Genomic DNA, 22817 nt, shown 5'->3' with positions numbered 1-22817 from the left:
ACGGCGGCGCGGAGCGGTCAGCCGCGCAGCAGGGGGAGGACGTCCTCGGTGAACTGGGTCAGGAACCGGGTCTGGTCGGCCCCGGGGCCGTGGAAGACCAGGTGGTCGAAGCCGGCGTCGACGTAGCCCTTCACCGCGCCGGCCACCTCGCTCGGGTCGTCGGAGACGATCCAGCGCTGGGCGACCTGCTCGATGGGCAGCTCATCGGCCAGGCGGCCCATCTCCACCGGGTCGTGCACCTGGGCCTTCTGCTCCGCGCTCAGCGACAGCGGCGCCCAGAACCGGGTGTTCTCCAGGGCCCGGGAGTGGTCGCGGTCGTAGGAGACCTTGACCTCGATGGTGCGTTCGATGTCGGCCTCGGTGCGCCCGGAGGCCTGCAGCCCCTCCTGGAGGGAGGGCAGCAGGGTCTGGGAGTACAGGTCCATGCCCTTGCCGGAGGTGCAGATGTAGCCGTCCCCGGCCCGCCCGGCGTACTTGGTCACCCCCGGTCCGCCGGCGGCGATGAAGACCGGCACGGGCACGTCGGGCTTGTCGTAGATGGTGGCGTCGTGCAGGGCGTAGTACTCACCCTCGAACGTGACGCGGTCCTCGGTCCACAGCCTGCGGATGAGGCGGACGGCTTCGCGCAGGCGGGCGAAGCGCTCTCGGGTCTCGGGGAAGGTGGCGCCGACGGCGTGTTCGTTGAGGGCTTCTCCGGTGCCGACGCCGAGGATGACCCGTCCTGGGGCCAGGCAGCCCAGGGTGGCGAAGGCCTGGGCGATGACGGCGGGGTTGTAGCGCAGGGTGGGGGTGAGCACGGAGGTGCCGAGGGCGACGCGGGTGGTCTTGGCGGCCACCCACGGCAGCCAGCTCAGCGCGGAGGGGGCGTGGCCGCCCTCGTGGCGCCAGGGCTGGAAGTGGTCGGAGATCCACACGGAGTCCAGGCCGGACTCCTCGGCCTGGACGGCGTAGTCGGCCAGCTGGGCGGGGTCGAACTGCTCGGCGGAGGCCTTGTAGCCGAGCTTCAGCTCACGACGCGCATCACTCATGCACCGATCCTGGCCCCCGGCGCCGCGGTCTGCTCGGGGGGTGCCGAGCAGGGGCTGGTGCGGACGCAGTTGCGGCCGGCGTGCTCGGCGGCGTAGAGGCCCTGGTCGGCCTCGTCGACCAGGCGGGCCAGCAGCTCGGCCGCGGTGGGCCCGCCGTCGCCGACCCGGCTGCGTCCAGGCCGGCAGCTCGCCGTGCCGATGCTCACGGTCACGGCCGGCACACCGGGCTCGTGCTGCGCCTCGACAGCGGCGCGCAGCCGCTCGGCGGCACGGGTGAGCGCGTCGTCGTCGTTCCACGTGCCCACGACCGCCACCTCCTCACCGCCCAGGCGGACCACGAGGTCCCCGTCGCGCAGGACGGCGCGCAGCGTGCGCGCGGTGAGGGCGAGCACCTGGTCGCCGACGGCGTGGCCCCAGGAGTCGTTGACCGCCTTGAACCTGTCGACGTCGGCCACGAGCACCCCCAGCACGCCCTGCCGCTGGACCGCGGCGCGCACGGCGCCGTCGGCGGCCTCGCCCATCCCGTGGCGGTTGAGCAGCCCGGTGAGGGCGTCGGTGCGCGCCAGCAGCTCGGCGCGCGCCTGGGCCGAGCGAACCGCGGCGGCGAGGACGAAGACGACGACGACGGGCACGAGCGAGCAGAGCAGCACCGCGGAGAGCGCGTAGGTGGCGAGCAGCGGGTCCTGGTGGCGGGCGAGCACCACGACCGCCTGGCCCGCCGCCACGCCGACCGCCAGGAGCCCCAGGAGCCACGGGCGCAGGAACACGACCCCCGCCACGGGCACCACGACGAGCACGGTGGCGCAGACCCACTGCCACGTGGGGTCCGGCACCAGCAGCGACTCGAGCACGAGCAGCGTGCTCATGGCGCACAGCTGCACGAGCGCCTCGCCCTCGGTCAGGCGGCGGCGCAGCAGGCACCAGGCGAACAGCCCGACCCAGACCCCGGAGACCACGAGCATCGTGGAGGTCTCCACGGCCAGCACGCCCGTGCGGCTCAGCTGCACGCCGATGCCCACCTCGACCACGCCGCAGCCGAAGAGGACGGCGAGCAGCCCGGTGCGCCAGTCGAACGCGGCGGAGCGGTCCAGCCGGGTCGTGACCCCCATCACCCAGGGGTCATCGGCACGCGGGCCGTCCGGGAGCAGGCCCCCCTCCGGTGGACGGAGGGCCTGCTCCCGGACGGCTCAGGAGTGCTCGACGGCGGCGCGCTCCACCGGGAGGGCCTCCACGTACCGGCGCAGGTAGGCGTCGAAGCCCGCGACGTCGTCCGCGTCGGGCTCGAGGGTCTCCAGCTGCGCGTCGGCGAAGACCGTCTCGTCCAGGTAGGTGGCGAGCGCCCGCTGCTCGCCCGCCCCGCCGGAGGTGGCCCGGGCCGCGGTGAACGCCGCGAGCACGGCGATGCCCCAGGCACCGCCCTCGGCGGCGACGTCGCCCACCGACACCGGGGTGTCGATGGCCGCCGCGAGGTGGCGCTGCGCGACGCCCTTCGTGCCGAACACCCCGCCGTGGGCGAACATCCGGTCCAGTCGGACGCCCTCGGCGGTCAGCACGTCCATCCCGATCCGCAGCGTCGCGAACGCCGCGTAGATCTGCGTCCGCATGAACGTCGACAGGTCGAACGGGCTGCCCGGCGTGCGCAGGAACAGCGGGCGCCCCTCCTCCAGGTCGGTGATGGGCTCACCGGACAGGTAGTTGTAGGCGAGCATCCCGCCGCCGTCGGCGGCGCCCTCGAGGGAGGCCTCGAACAGGGTGCGGAACACCTCCGCGTCGCCGAGCGGCGAGCCGGCGGCCGCGGCGAACTGCTTGAACAGCCCCGCCCAGGCGTTCAGCTCGGAGGCGCCGTTGTTGCAGTGCACCATCGCCACCGGGTCTCCGGCGGGCGTGGTCACGAGGTCGAGCTCGCGGTGGACCTGCGACAGCGGTCCCTCGAGGACGACCATCGCGAAGATCGACGTGCCGGCGCTGACGTTGCCGGTGCGGGGCGCCACCGACCCCGTCGCCACCATGCCGGTGCCGGCGTCTCCCTCGGGCGGGCACAGCGGGGCACCGGCCTGCAGCGCACCGCTGGGGTCGAGCAGCCGGGCCCCGGCCTCGGTGAGGTGGCCCGCCACCTCACCGGCGGACAGCACCCGCGGCAGCACGTCGGTGAGCTGGCCGGTGAAACCGGCCTCGGCCAGGACGCGCTGCGCGGTGGCCAGCCTCTCGGCGTCGTAGGTGCCGGTGGCGCTGTCGATGGGGAAGACGCCGCTGGCGTCGCCCACCCCGAGGACGTGCTCACCGGACAGGGCGTGGTGCACGTAGCCCGCCAGCGTGGTGGCGGTCGCCAGGCGCGGCAGGTGCTCCTCGCCGTCGAGCACGGCCTGGTGCAGGTGCGCGATGGACCAGCGGTGCGGCACGTTGAAGTCGAGGGCGGCGGACAGCTGCTCGACGGCCTCGCCGGTGTTGGTGTTGCGCCAGGTGCGGAACGGCACCAGCAGCTCGGCGTCGGCGTCGAGGGCGAGGTAGCCGTGCATCATCGCCGAGACGCCCAGGCCCGCCAGGCGCGTCAGCTCCACCCCGTGCTGGTCGCGCACGGCGGCGGCGACCTGGGCGTAGGCGTCCTGCAGGCCCGCGCGGACGTCGTCGAGGGAGTACGTCCACAGCTTGTCGACCAGCTGGTTCTCCCAGGTGTGGCCGCCGGTGGCCAGCACCCCGTGGTCCGGTCCGATGAGGACGGCCTTGATGCGCGTCGAGCCGAGCTCGATGCCCAGCACCGCGCGTCCCTCAGTGATCTCCGTCGATGACTGCGTCGCCACGGGCACAGCCTGCCCGATCCGTGAGAGCGTTCACACCGGGGGTCCCGCTGCCGCGGGCCGGACCGGCGGAGGTCACCCGGTCGGCGGCGCGCCGAGCCGGCGCAGCGACGCGGCCGCGCCGTTCCGCTCGGCTAGCGTGATCGCGCTGCGGACCGGCGAGCTGGCGCCGCGCTGCCGCTCCCCGGAGGACCCGCCGTGACCGCCTCGGACCTGACCCCGCACCCCGACCGCGCCGACCCCGGCGGGGCAGCCGTGCGCCTGCCGTCGCCGCGCACCCCGGGGGCCGGTGCACCGGCGGGTGGAGCGGCCAGCGGTCAGCCGTCCGCCGGGGCGAGGCTGCGCCCGCTCGTGCTGCGGCTGCACTTCTTCGCCGGCGTGCTGGTGGCGCCGTTCATCCTCGTGGCGGCCACCACGGGGGGCCTGTACGCCCTGGCCCCGACCGCGGAGCAGGTCGTCCACGACCGGGTGCTGCACGTGGCCCCTTCCGCCACCGCCGTCGCGCTGGACGCCCAGGTCGGTGCCGCGCTCGCCGCGCGCGGCGCCGGTGGCGAGGAGGCGCTGCTGGCCGTGCGGCCGGCCCCGTCGCCGTCGGACAGCACGCGGGTGCTCTTCGCCGACCCGTCGCTGGGGGAGGGGTACCGCCTGGCGGTGTTCGTCGACCCCGGCAGCGGGCAGGTGCTCGGGCAGCTGCCCGTCTACGGCACCAGCGGCTCGCTGCCGCTGCGCGCGTGGGTCAGCGAGCTGCACCGCGACCTCCACCTCGGCCAGGTGGGCCGGCTCTACAGCGAGCTGGCCGCCTCCTGGCTCGCGGTGCTGGCCGTGACCGGCCTCGCCCTGTGGACGACGCGCCGTGTCAAGGACCACCGCCTGCGCCGCACCCTGCTCCTCGAGCGGGGAGCCACCGGCCGGGCCCGCACCCGCTCCCTGCACGGCGTCACCGGCACGTGGATGCTCCTGGGCCTGCTGGCCCTGTCGGCCACGGGCCTGACCTGGTCCGCCTCCACCGGTGAGCGGGTCACCGCCCTGCGCGCCGCCCTGGCGTGGGAGACCCCGTCCGTCGACACCGCCCTCCCGGGCGCGGCGGCGGCCGTCAGCGGGACCGCAGCTGGCCACGAAGGGCACGGCTCGGCACCCGGGACGCCTGCGGACGCCCCGACCGGGGACCTGCCCGCCGACGTCACCGCCGTCCTGGCCGCGGCGCGCGCCGCGGGCCTGACCTCGCCGCAGGTCGAGGTGAGGCTCCCCGCCGACGCCGGCTCGACCTGGAGGGTCGACGAGGTGCACCGCAGCTGGCCCGAGCAGGTCGGCAGCGCGGCGGTCACCGTCGGTGCGCCGCTGGCCGCCGGCGGCTCGCCGCAGGCGCAGGTGGTCGACGTCGTGACCTTCGCCGACTACCCGTTCATGGCCAAGGTGGCGCGCTGGGGGATCGACGCGCACTCCGGCAGCCTGTTCGGCCTCGCCAACCAGCTGGTGCTGCTGGCGCTGGCCGCCGGGACCGTGGCCACCACCGCGTGGGGCTACCGGATGTGGTGGCAGCGCCGCCCCGACCGGGCCACCCGCTGGGGCGTCGGCCGCCCGGCGCAGCGAGGTGCGCACCGGTGGCTGCCGCTGCCGGCGCTCGCCGTCGTCGTGGTGGCCACCGCGGCGGTCGGCTGGGCGATGCCGGTGCTCGGGGTGAGCCTGCTGGCGTTCCTCGTGGTCGACGCGGTCGTCGGGGCGGTCGTCGTCAGGAGGCGGGCTGGGGCGCCGACAGCTCGGCGCACCAGCGGCTGAAACCGTCCACGAGGAACGCCGTCGCCTCGCGGCTGACCCGCGCCCGCGGTGCCATGAGGTCGAAGGCGTGGAAGCACCCGGGGAACACCCGTGACTCCACCGGCACCCCGGCCTCGCGCAGGCGCTCGGTCCAGGTGACCACCTCGTCGTGGAAGGGCTCCGCGTCACCGACGAAGGTCAGCACGGGCGGCAGCCCGCGCAGGTCCTCCGCCCGTGCGGGGGCGGCCGTGGCGGGCACGTCGCTGCTGCCGCGCAGCCGTCCCAGGTAGGCGTCCCAGCCGGCGTCGTTGGTCACCGAGCTCCACACCGGGGCGGTGCTGCCCGTCGACGACGGCGTCGGGCGGTCGTCGATCATCGGGTAGAGCGGCACCTGGAACGCCACCGCCACCTCGCCGCGCTCGCGGGCCAGCAGGCACGTGGCCGCCGTGAGCCCGCCGCCGGCGCTCTCCCCGCCCACCACCAGCTGGTCCGGGCGGGCGCCGAGCTCGGCGGCGTGGTCGCGCAGCCACAGCAGCGCGTCGTAGCAGTCGTGCAGGGCGGCCGGGTACGGCTCGACCACGGACAGGCGGTAGTCGGGCAGGACGACGACGCAGCCGGTCGCGTCAACCAGCCGGCGGGCCGTGCCCACGCTCATCTCCGGGGAGCCCACGGCGTAGCCGCCGCCGTGGATCCACAGCACCGCGGCGCTGGGCGCTGCTGGCTGATGCGGTCGACCGGCGGCGGTCTGGCGCCGGACGACGAGCGCGCGCGTCCGGCCGCCGTCGCGCCGCGGCAGCCAGCGCTGCAGCTGCTCGACGCCGCCGCCGAGGTCCTTGCGCGCCGGCGTCGGTCGCAGCGCGCGGCTGGTGGCGGAGACGGCGTTCACGACCCTCACCTGCCGCCGGTGGCTGCGGGAGCTGCGCGGGGTGAGGAGACCCAGCAGGGCCGCTGCTCGCCTGAGCTCCGGGTCGTACTGCGTCACGTCCACCGCTGCCTCCTCGCCGTGCTGCTGGTGCCCGCAGCGTGCCAGGCGGCCAGCGCCGGGACAGGATCGGGCGGGTGGAAACCCCCTCGCCCGCCGCCGACGCCGCCGACGCTCCGAGCCGGTGGGTGGGCACCAGCTGGAAGATGACCAAGACCCGTGCCGAGGGGGTCGCGTGGGCGCGGTCGCTGGTCGCCGCCGCAGAGCGCCTCGGCGAGGGCGCGTGGGCGGGCGTCCAGCCGTTCGTGGTGCCGCCGGCCACCGCCATCGCCGACGTGGCCGCGGCGCTGCGGGCTCCCGGCACCTCGTGGGTGCTGGTCGGCGCCCAGGACGCGCACTGGGAGGACGCCGGGGCGTGGACCGGGGAGCTGTCGGTGCCGCAGCTCGCCGACGCCGGCGCCCAGCTGGTGGAGCTGGGCCACTCCGAGCGCCGCGAGCACTTCGCCGAGACCGACGAGCGGGTGGCGCTCAAGGTCGCCGCGGTGCTCCGGCACGGCCTGCTGCCGCTGGTCTGCGTGGGGGAGACGGCGCAGCAGCGCGACGCGGGCCGCTCGGTCGACGTCGTCCTCACCCAGGCGCGGGCGGCGCTGGACGCCGCGGGCGACCAGCGGTGCGTGCTCGCCTACGAGCCCGTGTGGGCCATCGGTGAGCGCGGCCGCGAAGCGCGCCCCGAGGAGGTGGCGCCCGTGGTGGCCGCGCTGGCGGGCCTCGTCGGCGACCTCGGCGGGTCGGCGCGGCGCAACCCGGTGCTCTACGGCGGCTCGGTCACGGTGGAGGGGGCGACCGGCGTGCTGGAGGTGCCCGGCGTGGACGGGCTCTTCGTGGGCCGCACCGCCTGGCGCGCGGAGGGCTTCGTGGCGCTGCTCGACCTCGCCGCGCGCTGACTGGTGGTCAGCGCAGGTCGAGCGAGCTGGTCGCGGCCAGGCGCCGCTCGGTGGCCCGCGCCGCCTCGAGCAGGGCCGGCACGCGGTCGCGCTGGCAGTGGGCCTGCGCGCTGCCGGGCCCGTGCCGGCGCAGCACCTCGGCCACCCGCTCCTCCACGGTGACGAGCTCACCGGTGGGGCTGGTCGTCTGGTCGGCCCACGACAGCGCGTCCGCCACCGGGCCGTACCAGTGCTCGGGGCGGTTGAACGCCCTCATGACGGGCGTCAGCCTCCGCGCGCCCGCCACGAACCGAGCGCCGGAGTGGTGCGCCACCAGACCGGCCAGGGCCAGCGGCCAGCCGGCGCGGAGCAGGTGGACGGCCCCGTCGACGGGGTGGAAGCCGACGTGCGCGATCTGGGGTGCGTAGCCGACGTCGTGCAGCCACGCCGCTGCCAGCAGGAGCGCCGCCTGCGAGGAGGCGACCGCGGGCGTGGCCTCGGCGGCCCTGGCGGCGACGGCGCTGGTGTGGTGCCAGCGCCTGCCGCCGTCGTCGACGGTGGCCAGCAGGCGCTCGGCGAGCAGCCGGGCGCGGTGGACGTCGTCGTCGTCGAGAGGGGCGCGGTCGACGACGACGGGGACGCGAACCGTTCTCGTGAGCGTCGTCACCGGGCTGAGGCTAGGGATCTTCCCGGCGTCGCGCACCCCCTGCGGCGCGATCTCGTCCGCCCCCGCGGCGGCGCGTGCGCGGCGGCCGGGGCGGGCGCCGTCGCGGTGGCGGCGACGTGCCCGCTGCAGCTGCTCCGCAGCGCTCTCGTTGCGCTCCACCAGCCACGACGACGCTCCGACGGTGGTGGCGAAGACCGCCACCCCGATGCTGCGCCCGTCCACCAGCTCCACCTCGACCCCGCCGCTCTCGGCGGTGAACCGCTCGGCCTCGCGCCAGTCGAGGCGGTGGGTGCGGAACCAGCTGACGACGACGACGCCGGGGCCCGTCACCACGCGCAGCTGCCACGAGCGCACCAGCACGGCGAGCAGGGCGAGAGCGGCCAGCGACGTCCGCGCCAGCGGCCACCCGCCGTCCTGCCGGCCCCTCGCGACCAGCGGCACGAACGTGAGCGCGGGGACGACCGTGCACAGCAGCCGCTGCCACAGGGGGAGGCGGTGGACGACCACGCACCGATGATCCACCTTCCTCATGCTGGCGCCGAGGAGATCCACCTGCGGGTGGGGGCGCCCGCGGGCAGGGTGAGGCGCATGGCCACCCCCCTGCGGATCCTCTTCATCGGCGGCACCGGGATCATCAGCTCCGCCGCCTCCGCGCTCGCCGTGGAGCGCGGCCACGAGCTGCACGTGCTCAACCGCGGCACGACCTCGCTGCGGCCGCTGCCGCCCGAGGCCGTGCAGCACACCGCCGACGTCCGCGACCCCGCCGCCGCGCGCGACGCGCTGGGAGACCTCGAGTTCGACGCCGTCGTCGACTGGCTCTCCTTCACCCCCGACCACGTCCGCACCGCCACCGACCTCGTGCGCGGCCGCACCGGCCAGTACGTGTTCATCTCCTCCGCCTCGGCCTACCAGACCCCGCCCGAGCGGCTGCCCGTCACCGAGTCGACGCCGCTGCGCAACCCGTTCTGGCAGTACTCCCGCGACAAGATCGCCTGCGAGGACCTGCTCACGTCGCTGTACCGGGAGGAGGGCTTCCCGATGACGGTGGTGCGCCCCTCGCACACCTACGACCGCACCCTCGTGCCCTTCGACGGCGGCTGGTCGTTCGTGGAGCGGATGCGGCGCGGGCAGCCCGTCGTCGTCCCCGGTGACGGCACCTCGCTGTGGACCCTGACCCACCACACCGACTTCGCCGGGGCGCTCCTGCCGCTGCTCGCGCAGCCGCGGGCGCTGGGAGAGGCCTTCCACATCACCGGCGACGACGCCTGGACCTGGGACCAGATCGCCCGGGCCCTGGGCCGTGCCGCGGGTGTCGCCGACCCCGAGATCGTCCACGTGCCCTCGGACGCGATCAACGCCGTCGACCCCGAGTGGGGCGCCGGCCTGCTGGGCGACAAGGCCCACTCGATGGTCTTCGACAACAGCAAGGTCAAGGCGCTCGCGCCCGGGTGGCGCGCGGTGGTGCCCTTCGAGCGGGGGGCGGAGGAGATCGTCGCCTGGCACGACGAGGACGCCTCCCGCCGCACCCTCGACGAGCGCTGGGGCGCGACCGTCGACGGCCTCGTGGAGCGCTTCCGGGTCGGCTGACCGCCGGAACACCCGGCCTGACCTGCGATGTTGATCACGCAGGCGGGCTGAAGTTCCTCGTCCTCCCCGCCGATCAAGGGTTCACCTGCCCCTTCGACCGGGAGACACCCGTGTTCACTCGCCTGCGCGACCTCAAGGTCGCCACCAAGCTCTTCGCCGCCTTCGGCGTGGTCTGCGTGCTGCTCCTCGTGGTGCTCGGCGTCGGGGCCGCCCGGCTGTCGCAGGCCCAGGAGCGCCTCGACGCGATGTACTCCGGCAACCTGGTCTCGCTGGAGGCGCTGGCCGCGGCGCGCCTGGACATCCAGCTGCTGCGCCAGGACACCTCCCGCGCCCAGGCCGGCATGAACGACCCCAAGACCATGCAGCTGGCGCTGGAGGGCAACGCCGAGCACGAGGCGGCCCTGGACCAGGACTGGCAGCGCTACGCGGAGGGCCGCACCGGTGCCACCGAGGCGCAGCGGGCGCAGGCCTGGGACGCGGTGGGCCAGTGGCGCGAGGCGCGCAAGGCCCTGTTCACCTACACCCAGGCCAAGGACAACGCCGGGTACGTGAAGCACCGCGACGAGGTGGTCACGCCGCTGACCAAGACCGTCTCCGAGCAGATGGACGGCCTGTACGCCGCCGAGCTCGACAGCGGCGCCGCCGCGGCCGCGGCGGGCCGGGAGGCCTTCCGCACCGGCATGACCATGATGGTGGCCGCCGCCGTGGTCGCCCTGGCGATCGCCGTGGCCGTGGCCGTAGCGCTCTCCCGCTCGATCTCCCGCCCGCTGACCCGCGTGCTGTCGGTCGTCGAGGGCATGGCCGACGGGCGGCTGGACCAGCGCACGGGCGTGACGAGCAAGGACGAGGTCGGCCAGCTCGCCGCCGCCACCGACGCCTCCCTGGAGAACCTCTCCCGGGTGGTGCGCACCATCACCGAGCGCGCCGCCGACCTGTCCCGCACGTCCGAGGGCCTCACCGACGTCTCCGCGCAGCTCTCCGCCGGCGCGGAGGAGTCCGCGGCCCAGGCCCAGCTGGTGGCCGCGGCGTCGGAGGAGATCTCGGCGTCGATGGCCACCATCGCCGCCGCCGGCGAGCAGATGACGTCCGCGATCGGCGAGATCGCCTCCTCCACGTCGACCGCCTCGCAGACGGCCGCGGACGCCGTGGCCAACGCCGAGTCGGCCAGCGCCATCCTGGAGCGCCTCGGCTCCTCCAGCCGCGAGATCGGCGAGGTGGTCAAGCTCATCACCTCCATCGCCGAGCAGACCAACCTCCTGGCGCTCAACGCGACCATCGAGGCCGCCCGCGCCGGGGAGGCCGGCAAGGGCTTCGCGGTGGTGGCCGGCGAGGTGAAGGACCTGGCGCAGCAGACCTCCAAGGCCACCGACGAGATCTCCGCCCGGGTGCAGACCGCCCAGGCCGACGCCGCCGACGCCACCGCGGCGATCGAGCAGATCAGCGAGGTCATCGGCCGCATCGACGCGCTGCAGGCCACCGTCGCCTCGGCGGTGGAGGAGCAGTCGGCGACGACGGCGGAGATGGTCCGCTCGGTCACCGAGGTCTCCTCCGGCAGCCAGGAGATCAGCGCCAACATCGGGGGCGTCGCCACCGCGGCACGCGAGACCACCGCGAGCGCCTCGGCCACGACCACCACCGCGGACGACCTGCGTCGCACCGCCCGCGACCTGCGCGAGGCGGTGGCGGCCTTCACCGTCTGACAGACCGTGTGACAGACCGTGTGACAGACCGTCCGGCACACCGCGTGGGGCACCTCCTCACACGGAGAGCGGCTCCGCCACCTCCTGGCGGAGCCGCTCGACGACGACGACGAGGGCGTCACGCCGTCGCTGGTCGGGCCCGCTGCGCCGCCAGGTGCGCTCGCCGTCGTCGTGCTGCCCGTCGTGGAGGACCGGCAGGGCGCAGCCGCGCCCGCGCCGGCGGGCGGCGCACGTGGCCACGTCGCTCAGGTCCACGAGGGCCACGTGGTCCGCGTCGTGCACGAGGTCCACCAGGTCGTCGCCGTCGGGCAGCGCGAGGGTCATGCGGGTCCTTCCAGGGGGAGCAGCGAGCATCACCCGCTCGGCGCTCGCAGCCGCGGACCCCGTGCCCGCGTCGCCGTCTGCACTTCGGGAGTCGTCCGCGCACCGGAAGCGCGGCGTCCGCGCCGCGTACCGGGCTGCGCTGGAGCTGGTGGTGAGCACCCCGGGCTGGCGCGACGACGAGCTCGTGCGGTCCCGCGAGGACGACCACCTCCGCCGGCGCGGCGCTGGCTCGCCTCGAGGGGCGGCCTGTCTCCTTACGGTGTAAGAACGACCAGGCCACCGCGACGCCGCGGTGGCAGCGGCGCCACGTCAGCGCCGCCGGCTCCAGACCGAGGAGGCCGTCGTGGCTCGTTCCGTCTCGTACTCGTCCCGCACCACCTTCCGCACGCGCGCACGCGGCGGCAGGGCGCTGCCCGTCCGCTTCGTCGCCGCGCTGGTCGGGGCCGTGCTCGTGGTGCTCACCGCGCTGCTGGTGCTCGGCCCGGTCCTGGGGCTCGTGGGCGCCGCCGCCAGCGCGGGACCGGTGCTGTCCGTCCCGGTGGGCTCCATCACCGCGGTGGTGGTGCTCGGCTACCTGCTGGCCCTCGGGCTGCTCGTGGCCGCCGCGGCCTCCCGCCAGGGGTGGCTGTCGTGGACGCTGGCCGTGGTCGCCTGGCTCGTGTCCCTGGCGGCGTCGGTCTGGCCGATCATCGCCACGGCGGACCAGGCCGTGGACCGGGCCCGCGACATCTGGCCGTGGATCGTGCAGCTGGTGCAGCAGGTCACGTCCTGACGGCTCGGGCGGCGCAGCCGCCCGAGCCCCGCGGCGGGCGTGCCGGCGCCGGTGCGGGGTAGGGCCAGGAGGGGTCGAGCCCGCCGGGCCCCGCTGCGACGCTCGAGGAGGCCCCGTGCCCACCAGCCCGGCCCGCACCCGTCCGCCCGCACGCCCCACCCGGCGCGCACTGCCCCCCGCGCCGGGACAGCCGGCGCGGGGGAGGTGGGGCTTCGCCCGGGGAGCGGCCACCGGCGCCCTGCTCGCCTCCGCAGCCGTGCTCGCCCGCCGGGTGGTGCAGGTGGCCCGCGCAGGCCACGGGCCGTCCCTGAGGCTGCGCGCACTCGACACCGCCGCCGCGCTGGTGCAGCGCAAGCGCCCGCTGGAGGCGGTGAGCACCCACCTGAACGGCTTCCACTTCTACGCCCACGACCTCGGCCGGCAGGTGGAGGCCACCCATCTGTGCAGCCACCGCCGCGACGGCCTGCACCAGTGCGTCATCTACGACAGCGACGCGCCCGACGCCCGCCTCATCGGCGTGGAGTACATCGTCAGCGAGGAGCGGTTCCGGGAGCTGCCGGAGGAGGAGCGGCGGCTGTGGCACAGCCACCGCCACGAGGTGCGCTCGGGGACCCTGGTCGCACCGGGAGCCCCCGGGGCCGCCGAGCACGCCCACGTCGAGCACCTGGCCGGCACCTACGGCAAGACGTTCCACACCTGGCAGCACGACCGCGACCGCGAGGTCCCGCTCGGCCCACCCCAGCTGATGATGGCCTTCACCGGGGACGGGCAGCTGCGCCCGGAGCTGCTGGACGCGCGTGACGCCAGGCTCGGCACGTCCACGGCGCGCCGGCGGCGGCGCCGTCGTGGCATCGAGGTGGGTGAGCCCCTGCCGGGCGCCGACGCCTGGGAGGGCGGCACCACCCCGCAGCTGCGGTTCGAGGAGGTGGAGGTGCGCCGACCCGCCCGCGGCGCGCCCTGACCCGCGGCGCTACTCGCCGGCGCGCTGCCGCCAGCGGATGGCCTGGTCGCGCAGCGCCCTCAGCTCCTCGAGCTGGCGCTCGTAGGCGGCCTGCTCCCGCGGGCTGCGCGGCCACGTGCGCTCGCCGAGGCGGTGGTCGCCGCTGTGCAGGGCGGCCAGCCCGCACTGGTGGCGCAGCCCCTGGCGGCCGCCGCAACGTCCCGTCGTCTCCACAGCGACCCCCAGGAGCGGCCCCTCGGGCGAGGGACCTCCGTCGAGCATCCTGGCGGACGCGACCCTCCCGTGGGGCGCTGCGCCCCGGACCTCCGCACCCTCCTTCGGCGGACCCGCGACAGCCCGGCACCCTCAGCGCGGCGGGCGGGTGAGCGCTGATCGCCGACCCACCGCCCGGGCAGACGCGCCGTGGCCGCCGCGAGGTGCCGGAACCGGCCGCGGGGGCGAGGCACAGCGGCGCCACAGCAGCGGCACACCGGCGCACGAGGCAGCGCGCCGAACCTCGGTGCATGACGACGTCCCTGCTGGACGGTGCCGGGTCCAGCCCCTCCCTGCAGCCCTCGCGCACGCTGCTCGTGGCGCAGCCCGGGAGGCCGCTGCTCGACGTCGTCGTCCCGGTCTTCAACGAGCAGGACGACCTCGAGCCCTGCGTGCGCCGCCTGCACACCCACCTGTCCACCGCGCTGCCCTACCCGTTCCGCATCACCATCGCCGACAACGCCAGCACCGACGCCACCGCCGCGGTCGCCGACACCCTGCAGGCGGCGCTGCCCGGGGTGGTCGCCGTCCACCTGCCCGCCAAGGGCCGCGGCCGGGCGCTGAAGGCGGTCTGGTCGGCCTCCGACGCCCCGGTGCTGGTGTACACGGACGTGGACCTGTCCACCGACCTGGCCGCGCTGCTGCCGCTGGTGGCGCCGTTGGTCTCCGGGCACTCCGACATCGCCATCGGCTCGCGCCTGGCTCGTGGCAGCCGGGTGGTGCGCGGCCCCAAGCGGGAGCTGATCTCCCGCTCCTACAACGTGCTGCTGCGCCGCAGCCTGGGTGCGCGGTTCAGCGACGCGCAGTGCGGCTTCAAGGCGGTCCGCAAGGACGTCGCCGAGCAGCTGCTGCCGCTGGTGGAGGACACCGGGTGGTTCTTCGACACCGAGCTGCTGGTGCTCGCCGAGCGCTCCGGGGCGCGCATCGCCGAGGTGCCGGTGGACTGGGTGGACGACCCCGACAGCAGCGTCGACATCGTCAGGACCGCCACCGAGGACGTGCGCGGCATCCTCCGCCTGGGCCGCGCCTTCGCCACCGGTTCGCTGCCGCTGGCCGCGCTGCGCACCCAGCTCGGGCGCGCGCCCCTGGAGCCGGCGGTCCCCGGCGTGCCCCGGGGACTGCTCGGGCAGGTGGTGCGGTTCGGCGCCGTCGGCGTGCTCAGCACGCTCGCCTACCTGGCGCTGTACCTGGGGCTGCGCGGCACCGTCGGGCCGCAGGGGGCCAACCTCGTCGCGCTGCTGCTCACGGCGCTGGCCAACACCGCGGCCAACCGGCGGCTGACGTTCGGGGTCACCGGTGGCGGGGGACTGGTGCGTGACCACGCCCAGGGGCTGGTGGTCTTCGCGGCGGCGCTGGGACTGACGTCGGGGGCGCTGGCGGTGCTCCACGCCCTGGCGGACCCCTCGCGCGCCGTGGAGCTGACGGCGCTGGTGCTGGCCAACGTGGTGGCCACCGCGCTGCGCTTCCTGCTGCTTCGCCGCTGGGTCTTCGCCCGCGCGGAGCCGCCACGCCGTGCGTCCCCGCGCCCCGCGCGCTGAGCGGAGCGCGTGATCCTGTCGCGCGGACCCCAGGCCGTGCCTAGCGTGGACGGCGTCGCGTGGAAGACCCCGCCGACAGCCCTGAGTGCGAACAGCACCGGTTGACGGCCTGTGAGAACCCCCTCCACCGCTCGCTCGATCGCTCTGCCGTCCGCTCGCGCGGACCGCGCTCAGTGAACGTCCGATGCAGGAGAGGTCCCCACCATGGCCGATCACCACACCACCAGCTCGACCAGCACCTCGGGGTCGGCGGGCTCCGACGGCGCCACCCGCCTGACGCGCCGGGCCAAGGGCACCGGCCTCGCGGTGACCGCGCTCGGCGTCGTCGTCTTCAACGTCAGCCCCTTCCTGCAGTGGGTCGACCGCGACGGCGCCTCCGAGGGCCGCACCGGCTACGAGACGGACTCCCTGGTCCCCTTCATCGCCTACCTCGGCATCGGGCTGGTGCTGGCGATGGCGTACGCCGCCAAGCGGGCGCGCCGCGGCCAGCACCGCGGTCTGACGCTGGTCTCGATGGCCGTCGGCATCGCGGCGACCCTGCAGACGGTCGCCTTCGCCCTCAACCCGATGGGCGGCCTCGAGCGCGGTGACGACCTCGTGGCGCAGATCGGCGTCTACGTGGGGATCCTCGGGGCGGCTGTCTGGGCCATCGGCTCCGGCCTGCTCGCCCGGGACGTCGAGGGCGACGACGCCGACCACGCCGACCACGCGGCCCTCACCGCAGACCGCACCCGCTGACGGGGGGCGCCCGGACCAGCGGCCGGCGGCACGTCCCCGGACGTGCTCGCCGGCCGCTCGCCCCCGGCGGTCCTCGTGCCGGGCGGCTGGGGCGGGCTCGCCCGCGTGCGGACCGCCAGCAGGTGGGGGGCGGTCCGGGGACCCGGTCGTGCGAGTCCCCGGACCTCGCGCCAGCTCCGTCCCGGGACGGGAGGTGGCCGCGTCACAGCAGTACACCGCCCACCCCGCCAGCCGGCGCGCGGCTGAGCCGTCAGCGTTCGCGCAGCGGCGGAGGCCTTCGCACAACGGCTACCGGCCGGCTGGGACCCGGCCTACCTTGAGGTCTCTCGCGGGTCCAGCACGGCAGCCTGCTGACTGGTCCTTCGACGGAGGACGGGCGCATGCCGGTCGAGGTCGACGAGCTCACCACCCACCGGCCGGACGTCGCCCAAGCGGTCCTGACCGACGTCTACACCTCCGAGCGACCGATCCGCCTGCGCGGTGACGCCGCGGGCTTCACCTGCCGCCTGCGCTCGGCCAGGGCGGGTCAGGTGGCCGCCGACCAGCTCAGCATCTCCATGGGGATGCACGCCACCATGGCACCGCCGGACTGCTTCATGGTCGCCACCTGGGTGCGGGGGACCTGCCTGTACACCGCCGGTCGCGCAGCGGTGCCGATGGCTCCCGGAGGGGGTGTACCGCTTCTCCACCACCGACCACCTGAGCGCCCGCTACGAGGCGCTGGAGCTGCACACCGTGCGCCTGCCCCTGGGGGTGCTGGAGCGGGTGGCCGTGGAGCGCTTCGGCCTGGGAGCAGACGAGGGGGCTGATGAGGGGGTCGACGCCAGTCCTGCCGGCGACCGGGTCGGCGCTCCCGCGGGCTCCCCGAGAGGTGGTGACCTGCGCTTCGACGGGCACACGCCGCTGGACGACGGCCTGCGCCGGGGCTGGCTGCACGTGACGGCCTTCGCCCGCTCCCAGCTGGCCGCGCCCAGCGCAGCCGGGTCCAGTCCGCTGGTGGCCGCTGCGCTGGCCGACCTCGTGGCCGCCACCGCGCTGGTCACCTTCCCCAACACCGCCCTGAGCGCCTCGGCTGCCGCCGGGCCGGGGTGGGTGGCGCCGGCCGTCGTGCGCCGGGCGGTGGCCCACCTGGAGGCCCACGCCGACCAGCCGCTGACCGTCAGCGACATCGCGCGAGCGGCGGGCGTGGGACCTCGCGCGCTGCAGCTGGCCTTCGCGCGCCACCTGGGCACCACCCCCACGGCCCTGCTGCGGCGGGTGCGGCTGGAGCGGGCCCACCGCGAGCTGCAGACCGCGCAGGCCACCGCGGGCGACACCGTGGCGGCGGTGGCCCGTCGGTGGGGCTGGGCGAGCGCCAGCAGGTTCAGCGCCGCCTACCAGCGCTCCTACGGGGTACCGCCCAGCCGCACCCTGCGCACCTGACGCACGCCGGGTCTCGACCGTCCGGCCGGTCAGCCGGCGTGCGGCTCGCCGATGCGCTCCAGGGCGTCCACCACGAGGTCCCGGAAGCGGTCGCGGTCGAGCTCGAGCGCGGCCGACGTCCGGCACCCGTCCGGCGCGGGCGCGCGGCGGTCGGCCACGGTCATGCCCAGGCGTCGGGTCCTCGAGGCCGGATCCGGCCTCGAGGACCTGGCGCCGCGTCAGGAGGTGGGGACGCCGAGCTTCTCCTCGAGGGCGTCGGTGAGCAGGCCCACCAGCGCCTCCAGCTGGACGTCGACGGAGTCGGCGACCTCCTCGTCGGAGCCGTCCAGCGCGCGCGCCGCCAGCCCCGCCTTGGCGTCGATCATCCCGGCGATCCGGGCGTCGAGCGTCTGCGCCGCGATGACCCGCCACGCCGTCACCGGTTCGGTCTGGCCGATGCGGTGCACCCGGTCGATCGCCTGCGTCTGCTCGGCGTCGGTCCACGACAGCTCGGCGAGCACGACGTCGGAGGCCACCTGCAGGTTGAGCCCCACGCCGGCCGCCGTGAGCGAGCAGACGACGACGGCGACGTCGGGGTCACCCGTGAAGGCGTCGACGTTGCGCTGCCGCACCTCCGGCGTCTGGCCGCCGCGCACCGAGGCGTACCGCAGGCCCTGCCGCTCGAAGAGCTCCTCGGCGGCGTCCATGACCTCGACGTGCTTGGCGAAGAAGACGACCTTGCCGGCGCTGCGCGCCAGCTGCGCGGTGTAGTCCGCCGCCAGCTCCGCCTTGGCCCGGCCGATGCGCCGCACCACGCTGAAGACGTTCTCGCCGTCGGCGGTCTCGCCGTCCTTGAGCTCGGCCTTGGCCACCCGCCGCACGAGCGCCGCGTCGATGACCGGGACCTCCGGGGCGGCGAAGGTCGCGCCGAGCGCCTCGTACGCCTCCTCCACCGCGTCGGACAGCTCCTGCGGGACGTCCTCGGAGGGCTGTCCGGCGGCAGCCGGGACCACGTCGACGCGCTCGTCGTCCTCGGCGCCCATGGCCAGCGCACCGTCCAGCCCGGCGGCGGCGCGGTGCGCGATGGCCCGCTCGTAGCGCTCCACCATGCGCAGCGCCAGGTGGCGCTCGGCGGCGCGCACGGAGCGGCCGGCGGGCCCGTCGAGGTCCACCGGGAGGTCGGCCACGCGGCGGGAGGGGATGTCGGCGGCCACGTCCACCTTGCGGCGGCGCACGATGCCCAGGTCGATGACCGCCCGGCGGGCCCCGGGGTAGAAGTCGGGGTCGGCCGGGGTCCTGTCGAGGTCCTCCAGGGACTCCAGCAGCCGCGGCACCGGCCGGGTGCCGTCGGTCCAGCCGAGCAGCTGCCAGATGGCGCGGAAGTCGTCGACGTCGTTGATGAGCGGCGTGCCCGTCAGCGCCATGACCAGCGGGTCGGGCGTGCGGGCCCGGACGCGGTCGGCGATGGTCAGCACGTTCTGGGAGCGCTGCGAGGTCTTGTTCTTGATGAAGTGCGCCTCGTCGACCACCATCCCGCGGAAGCCGAAGTCGCCCAGCCAGCCCAGGTGCCGGTCGAGCACCTCGTAGTTGACCACCACGACGTCGGCGAAGCCGTTGACGCTCTCGCCGCTGCCCTGCACCACGGTGGTGGAGCGGTGCGGCACCCACAGGCCGGCCTCGCGGGCCCAGTTGGTCTTCACCACGCTCGGGACGACGACGAGCAGCGGGTACGCCATCGCCGCCTCCGCCGCGAGCAGCGCCTGCGCGGTCTTGCCCAGGCCGGGCTCGTCGGCCAGCAGGAACGTGCGGTGCCCCTGCGCGGCGGCGGCCACCAGCTCGCCCTGGTGCTGCATGAGCTCCTTGCCCGCGGGGGTGTACTGCGCGGTGGGGGCGGGCAGCTCCATGCACGCGGCGTCGCCGCCGCCGGCCCGCTCGAAGGCGCTCAGCAGCGCGGCCACGAGGTCCCAGCCGCCCAGGCGGCGGGGGAGGAACGCGTGGTCGGGCTGGGCCGTGAAGACGGGCGCCAGGAAGGGGTTGGCCAGCTGCCGGGAGGCCACCGAGGTGGGCACCACGGCGCGCTCGGAGGCAGCCGGCGCGGAGCCCTCGCCCGGCGCCGCGAACGGCGAGGCGACCGGTGCCGACACCTGCTGGGAGGGAGCCTCCGGTGCAGCGGGCGGGGTGATGCCGGCCTCGCGCTGCATCTCGCGCAGCAGGGCGCGGGAGGAGGGGGCGATGACGGCGTCGTCGGTGAGCAGGTGCAGCAGCCCGGCGTCGCGGACCGCGGCCACCGCCAGCTGCTGGGCCACGCCGTCGAGGCGCTTGAGGCGCTCGGCGCGCCGGGCCTCGGCGAGGGGGGCCGCCTGCACGCGGGCGCGCTCCTCGCGCAGGAGCAGCGCCACCGCCTGGAAGCGCGAGCGGACCGCGGGGGTCAGGCGTCCCGCCTTCACCGCCGACTGGACCTCGCGCACGCCGTCGGACAGGACGGCGACCACGTCCTTGCGCTGGCGGGTCGGGGCGCCGCCGCGGCGCCCGCCGCCGCTGCCACCGCGGTTGTCGCGGGAGTCGCGGCGTGAGTCGCCGCGGGTGGAGCCGCCGTTGCTGCGGCGACCGTCGTCCCCGCGCTGGCCCTGGGCCAATGCCACCTCCTGGAGGCGTCGAGGCGCCGGAGCGCCACGTCAGCGCCCGCTGACTGGGCGGCGCTCGCTCAGGAGCCGGCCGCGGGACCACCAGGCGTCGTGCCCGGGTCGTCAGGTCAGGGGGCGTTCGCCCTCCATGGTAGGCGCCCGCGGCGGCCGCCGGTGCCGCTGCCGGGAGCCTCAGGCGCGGTGCAGCGGCACGTCGAGGCGGCCGGCCAGCTCCTCCACCGACGTCCCCCAGGTCTCCAGGACCACGACCTGCGGCCCGCTGACGTCGAAGAGCGCGACCTCGGTGTAGACGCGGCTGACGCACCCGACGCCCGTGAGCGGGTACGTGCACGCGGGCACGAGCTTGGGGGAGCCGTCCTTGGCGAACAGCGTCATCATCACGAGCACGTCCTTGGCGCCGTTCGCCAGGTCCATCGCGCCGCCGACGGCGGGGATGGCGTCCGGTGCGCCGGTGTGCCAGTTGGCGAGGTCACCGTTCGCGGAGACCTGGAACGCCCCGAGCACGCAGACGTCGAGGTGGCCGCCGCGCATCATGGCGAAGGAGTCGGCGTGGTGGAAGTACGCCGCTCCCGGCGGCTCGGTGACGGGCACCTTGCCGGCGTTGGTGAGGTCGGGGTCGACCTCCTCGCCGTGGGCCTCCGGGCCCATGCCGAGCATGCCGTTCTCGGTGTGCAGCACCACGCCCGCCTCGGGGCGCAGGTGCCCCGCGACGCTCGTGGGCTGCCCGATGCCGAGGTTGACGAAGGAGCCGTCCGGGATGTCGCGGGCCACCACGGCGGCCATCTCGTCGCGCGAGAGCGGCCCGCGGTCGAGGTGCTCGAGCGTGCTGGTGACGGTGCTCATGCCTGCGGCTCCTCGGTCGTCGGGTCGGTCGTCGGGTCGGTCGTCGGGCCGGTCGCCGGCGAGAGGTCCACGACGTGGTCGACGTAGATGCGCGGGGTGACCACGGCCTCCGGGTCCAGCGCCCCGGTGGGGACCACCTCGTCCACCTGGACCACGGTGACCGCGGCCGCCGTCGCCATGACGGGCCCGAAGTTGCGGGCGGTCTTGCGGTAGACCAGGTTGCCGACGCCGTCGGACCGGTGCGCGCCGATGAGCGCCACGTCACCGCGCAGCGCCGTCTCGAGCACGTGCTCGCGCCCGTCGATGGTGCGGGTCTCCTTGCCCTCGGCGAGCAGCGTGCCGACGCCGGTGGGGCAGAAGAACGCCCCGATGCCGGCGCCCGCGGCGCGCATCCGCTCGGCGAGCGTGCCCTGGGGGACCACCTCCAGCTCGATGCGGCCGGCGCGGTAGAGCCCGTCGAAGACCCAGGAGTCGTGCTGGCGGGGGAAGGAGCAGACCACCTTGCGCACGCGGCCGGCGGCCAGCAGGGCGGCCAGGCCGGTGTCGCCGTTGCCGGCGTTGTTGCTCACCACGGTGAGGTCGTCGGCGCCGTGGCGGATGAGGGCGTCGACCAGGGCCACCGGCATGCCGGCCATCCCGAACCCGCCGACGAGCACCGTCATCCCGGAGGTGATGCCCGAGGCGGCCAGCGCGGCGTCGGCGGCCTCGGCGGCCGTCGTCCCGGTGTGGAACTGCGTGCGGCTCACCGGCTGGCCTCCTGGTTCTCCAGCACCACGGCCAGGCCCTGGCCCACGCCGATGCACAGCGCCGCCACGCCCCAGCGGGCGTCGCGCTCGCGGAGCACCGCGGCGAGCGTGCCCAGCAGCCGTGCGCCGGAGGCGCCGAGGGGGTGGCCCAGGGCGATCGCGCCGCCGCGGGTGTTGACGAGGTCGGGGTCGACGTCCCAGGCGTCCAGGCAGGCGAGGGACTGCACGGCGAAGGCCTCGTTGAGCTCCACGGCGCCGACGTCGGACCAGCTGATGCCGGCGCGGGCGAGGGCCTGGTTCGCGGCCTCGACGGGCCCGAGGCCGAAGTCCCTCGGGTCGAGGGCGTGCGCCCCGCGGCCGGCGATGCGCGCCAGGGGAGCGACTCCCAGGGCGGTGGCGGCGGCCTCCGAGCCGATCACCAGCGCGGAGGCGCCGTCGGTGAGCGGGCTGGCGTTGCCGGCGGTGATGGTGCCGCCGTCGGCGGGGCTGCGGAAGGACGGCTTGAGCTTGGCCAGGGTCTGCGGGGTGGAGCCGTCGCGCACGCACTCGTCACGCGGCAGGTCCACGCCGTCGACCCCGACCACGAGGTCGTCGAAGAAGCCGTCGGCCCACGCCTTCGCGGCGAGCTGGTGGGAGCGGGCGGCGAACTCGTCCTGCCGCTCGCGGCCGATCCCCAGTCGCTGCGCGAGCTGCTCGTTGCACTCCCCGAGGGGGGCCGTCCACTCGGCGGGCATGTCCGGGTTCACCAGCCGCCAGCCCAGCGTCGTGGACGCCGCCGTCACGTCGCCGGCCGGGTAGGCCCGCTCCGGCTTGGGCAGCACCCACGGCGCGCGCGACATCGACTCCACGCCCCCGGCGACGACGACGTCGGCGTCGCCCGTCTCGATGCTGCGCGAGGCGAGCGCGGCGGCGTCCAGGGAGGAGCCGCACAACCGGTTGACGGTGGTCGCGGGGATGCTCGTGGGCAGCCCGGCGAGGAGCACGGCCATGCGGCCGACGTTGCGGTTGTCCTCGCCGGCCTGGTTGGCGCAGCCCCAGACGACGTCGTCGATGCGGGCGGGGTCCAGGGCGGGGGCCTTCGCGAGGGCTGCCGTGAGGGCGGTGGCGGCGAGGTCGTCGGGGCGGACGCCGGCGAGGGCTCCGCCGAAGCGGCCGAACGGCGTGCGCGCGCTGGCGTAGAGGTGGGCCGAGGGCATGCCTCGACGCTAGAGGCCCGATCG

Annotated in this window: 21 protein-coding genes; 9 read left to right on the top strand and 12 right to left on the bottom strand. The window is 75.7% G+C overall.

All coding sequences use genetic code 11. The annotated features are described in order from the left end of the window. Positions 1 to 17 precede the first annotated feature (17 nt). The 3 genes from fgd to FHN55_RS00180 form a co-directional block, all read right to left on the bottom strand. The gene (fgd, locus tag FHN55_RS00190; protein WP_139709600.1) at positions 18 to 1028 is read right to left on the bottom strand and encodes a glucose-6-phosphate dehydrogenase (coenzyme-F420); all 1011 of its coding nucleotides are present in this window, start codon (positions 1026 to 1028) and stop codon (positions 18 to 20) included. Then, entirely contained in the window at positions 1025 to 2137 is a 1113-nt protein-coding gene (locus tag FHN55_RS00185; protein WP_139709598.1) for a GGDEF domain-containing protein, read from the bottom strand. Before FHN55_RS00185 ends, fgd begins: the two co-directional genes overlap by 4 nt. Positions 2138 to 2215: 78 nt before the next feature. Continuing rightward, on the bottom strand, positions 2216 to 3826 hold the full coding sequence (locus tag FHN55_RS00180; protein ID WP_139709597.1) for a xylulokinase: 1611 nt from the start codon (positions 3824 to 3826) through the stop codon (positions 2216 to 2218). Between the two features lie 195 nt (positions 3827 to 4021). Here FHN55_RS00180 and FHN55_RS00175 point away from each other — a divergent pair, with 195 nt between their 5' ends. Then, positions 4022 to 5599: a PepSY domain-containing protein gene (locus tag FHN55_RS00175; protein ID WP_180357536.1), complete on the top strand. Its 1578-nt coding sequence runs from the start codon at positions 4022 to 4024 to the stop codon at positions 5597 to 5599. On the opposite strand, the gene FHN55_RS00170 is transcribed toward FHN55_RS00175, so the two are convergent. Next, positions 5553 to 6566, bottom strand: coding sequence for an alpha/beta hydrolase (locus FHN55_RS00170; protein ID WP_218974206.1), 1014 nt, complete (start codon positions 6564 to 6566; stop codon positions 5553 to 5555). The genes FHN55_RS00175 and FHN55_RS00170 overlap by 47 nt on opposite strands. A gap of 71 nt (positions 6567 to 6637) precedes the next feature. Between FHN55_RS00170 and FHN55_RS00165 the strand changes: the two genes are divergently transcribed. Beyond that, positions 6638 to 7444, top strand: a complete 807-nt coding sequence (locus FHN55_RS00165; protein WP_257570584.1) for a triose-phosphate isomerase — start codon at positions 6638 to 6640, stop codon at positions 7442 to 7444. 7 nt (positions 7445 to 7451) lie between these two features. On the opposite strand, the gene FHN55_RS00160 is transcribed toward FHN55_RS00165, so the two are convergent. Continuing rightward, positions 7452 to 8597, bottom strand: a complete 1146-nt coding sequence (locus tag FHN55_RS00160; protein ID WP_139709595.1) for a hypothetical protein — start codon at positions 8595 to 8597, stop codon at positions 7452 to 7454. An 81-nt stretch (positions 8598 to 8678) separates the two neighbouring features. Here FHN55_RS00160 and FHN55_RS00155 point away from each other — a divergent pair, with 81 nt between their 5' ends. Further along, positions 8679 to 9677: an SDR family oxidoreductase gene (locus FHN55_RS00155; protein WP_139709592.1), complete on the top strand. Its 999-nt coding sequence runs from the start codon at positions 8679 to 8681 to the stop codon at positions 9675 to 9677. A 110-nt stretch (positions 9678 to 9787) separates the two neighbouring features. Continuing rightward, the gene (locus tag FHN55_RS00150; RefSeq protein ID WP_139709590.1) at positions 9788 to 11377 is read left to right on the top strand and encodes a methyl-accepting chemotaxis protein; all 1590 of its coding nucleotides are present in this window, start codon (positions 9788 to 9790) and stop codon (positions 11375 to 11377) included. A gap of 57 nt (positions 11378 to 11434) precedes the next feature. On the opposite strand, the gene FHN55_RS00145 is transcribed toward FHN55_RS00150, so the two are convergent. Then, positions 11435 to 11701, bottom strand: a complete 267-nt coding sequence (locus tag FHN55_RS00145) for a hypothetical protein (RefSeq protein WP_139709588.1) — start codon at positions 11699 to 11701, stop codon at positions 11435 to 11437. Positions 11702 to 12044: 343 nt separating this feature from the next. On the opposite strand from FHN55_RS00145, the gene FHN55_RS00140 reads away from it, so the two are divergent. Both FHN55_RS00140 and FHN55_RS00135 read left to right on the top strand, forming a co-directional pair. After that, entirely contained in the window at positions 12045 to 12473 is a 429-nt protein-coding gene (locus FHN55_RS00140; protein WP_139709587.1) for a hypothetical protein, read from the top strand. A gap of 115 nt (positions 12474 to 12588) precedes the next feature. Beyond that, positions 12589 to 13434 carry an OBAP family protein gene (locus tag FHN55_RS00135; protein WP_257570583.1) on the top strand — a complete coding sequence of 282 codons (846 nt, stop codon included), beginning with the start codon at positions 12589 to 12591 and terminating at the stop codon, positions 13432 to 13434. 9 nt (positions 13435 to 13443) lie between these two features. On the opposite strand, the gene FHN55_RS00130 is transcribed toward FHN55_RS00135, so the two are convergent. Next, on the bottom strand, positions 13444 to 13647 hold the full coding sequence (locus FHN55_RS00130; protein WP_139709586.1) for a hypothetical protein: 204 nt from the start codon (positions 13645 to 13647) through the stop codon (positions 13444 to 13446). Positions 13648 to 13937: 290 nt separating this feature from the next. Here FHN55_RS00130 and FHN55_RS00125 point away from each other — a divergent pair, with 290 nt between their 5' ends. The 3 genes from FHN55_RS00125 (at position 13938) to FHN55_RS00115 (ending at position 17384) form a co-directional block, all read left to right on the top strand. Next, positions 13938 to 15224 carry a glycosyltransferase gene (locus tag FHN55_RS00125; RefSeq protein ID WP_139709585.1) on the top strand — a complete coding sequence of 429 codons (1287 nt, stop codon included), beginning with the start codon at positions 13938 to 13940 and terminating at the stop codon, positions 15222 to 15224. Between the two features lie 204 nt (positions 15225 to 15428). Then, entirely contained in the window at positions 15429 to 15962 is a 534-nt protein-coding gene (locus tag FHN55_RS00120; RefSeq protein WP_139709584.1) for a hypothetical protein, read from the top strand. A 672-nt stretch (positions 15963 to 16634) separates the two neighbouring features. Then, positions 16635 to 17384, top strand: coding sequence for a helix-turn-helix transcriptional regulator (locus tag FHN55_RS00115; RefSeq protein WP_139709583.1), 750 nt, complete (start codon positions 16635 to 16637; stop codon positions 17382 to 17384). Positions 17385 to 17413: 29 nt separating this feature from the next. On the opposite strand, the gene FHN55_RS00110 is transcribed toward FHN55_RS00115, so the two are convergent. The 5 genes from FHN55_RS00110 to FHN55_RS00090 all read right to left on the bottom strand — a co-directional run bounded on the left by FHN55_RS00110 (position 17414) and on the right by FHN55_RS00090 (position 22793). Continuing rightward, the gene (locus FHN55_RS00110) at positions 17414 to 17548 is read right to left on the bottom strand and encodes a hypothetical protein (RefSeq protein WP_306821772.1); all 135 of its coding nucleotides are present in this window, start codon (positions 17546 to 17548) and stop codon (positions 17414 to 17416) included. 54 nt (positions 17549 to 17602) lie between these two features. Then, complete coding sequence (locus FHN55_RS00105; protein WP_218974205.1) at positions 17603 to 20005, bottom strand: DEAD/DEAH box helicase; 2403 nt, start codon at positions 20003 to 20005, stop codon at positions 17603 to 17605. 174 nt (positions 20006 to 20179) lie between these two features. Beyond that, on the bottom strand, positions 20180 to 20851 hold the full coding sequence (locus FHN55_RS00100) for a 3-oxoacid CoA-transferase subunit B (protein ID WP_139709582.1): 672 nt from the start codon (positions 20849 to 20851) through the stop codon (positions 20180 to 20182). Continuing rightward, positions 20848 to 21597 (bottom strand): 3-oxoacid CoA-transferase subunit A, encoded by a 750-nt coding sequence (locus FHN55_RS00095; protein ID WP_257570582.1) that lies wholly within the window; start codon positions 21595 to 21597, stop codon positions 20848 to 20850. Before FHN55_RS00095 ends, FHN55_RS00100 begins: the two co-directional genes overlap by 4 nt. Beyond that, positions 21594 to 22793 (bottom strand): thiolase family protein, encoded by a 1200-nt coding sequence (locus tag FHN55_RS00090; RefSeq protein ID WP_139709581.1) that lies wholly within the window; start codon positions 22791 to 22793, stop codon positions 21594 to 21596. Before FHN55_RS00090 ends, FHN55_RS00095 begins: the two co-directional genes overlap by 4 nt. Between the last annotated feature and the right edge of the window lie 24 nt (positions 22794 to 22817).

The sequence above is a fragment of the Streptomyces sp. NP160 genome (assembly GCF_006335115.1).
Taxonomy (GTDB): Bacteria; Actinomycetota; Actinomycetes; order Actinomycetales; family Quadrisphaeraceae; genus Quadrisphaera.
Note: the sequence above shows the minus strand (reverse complement) of the source record. Positions and strands in the feature narration are given on the sequence as shown.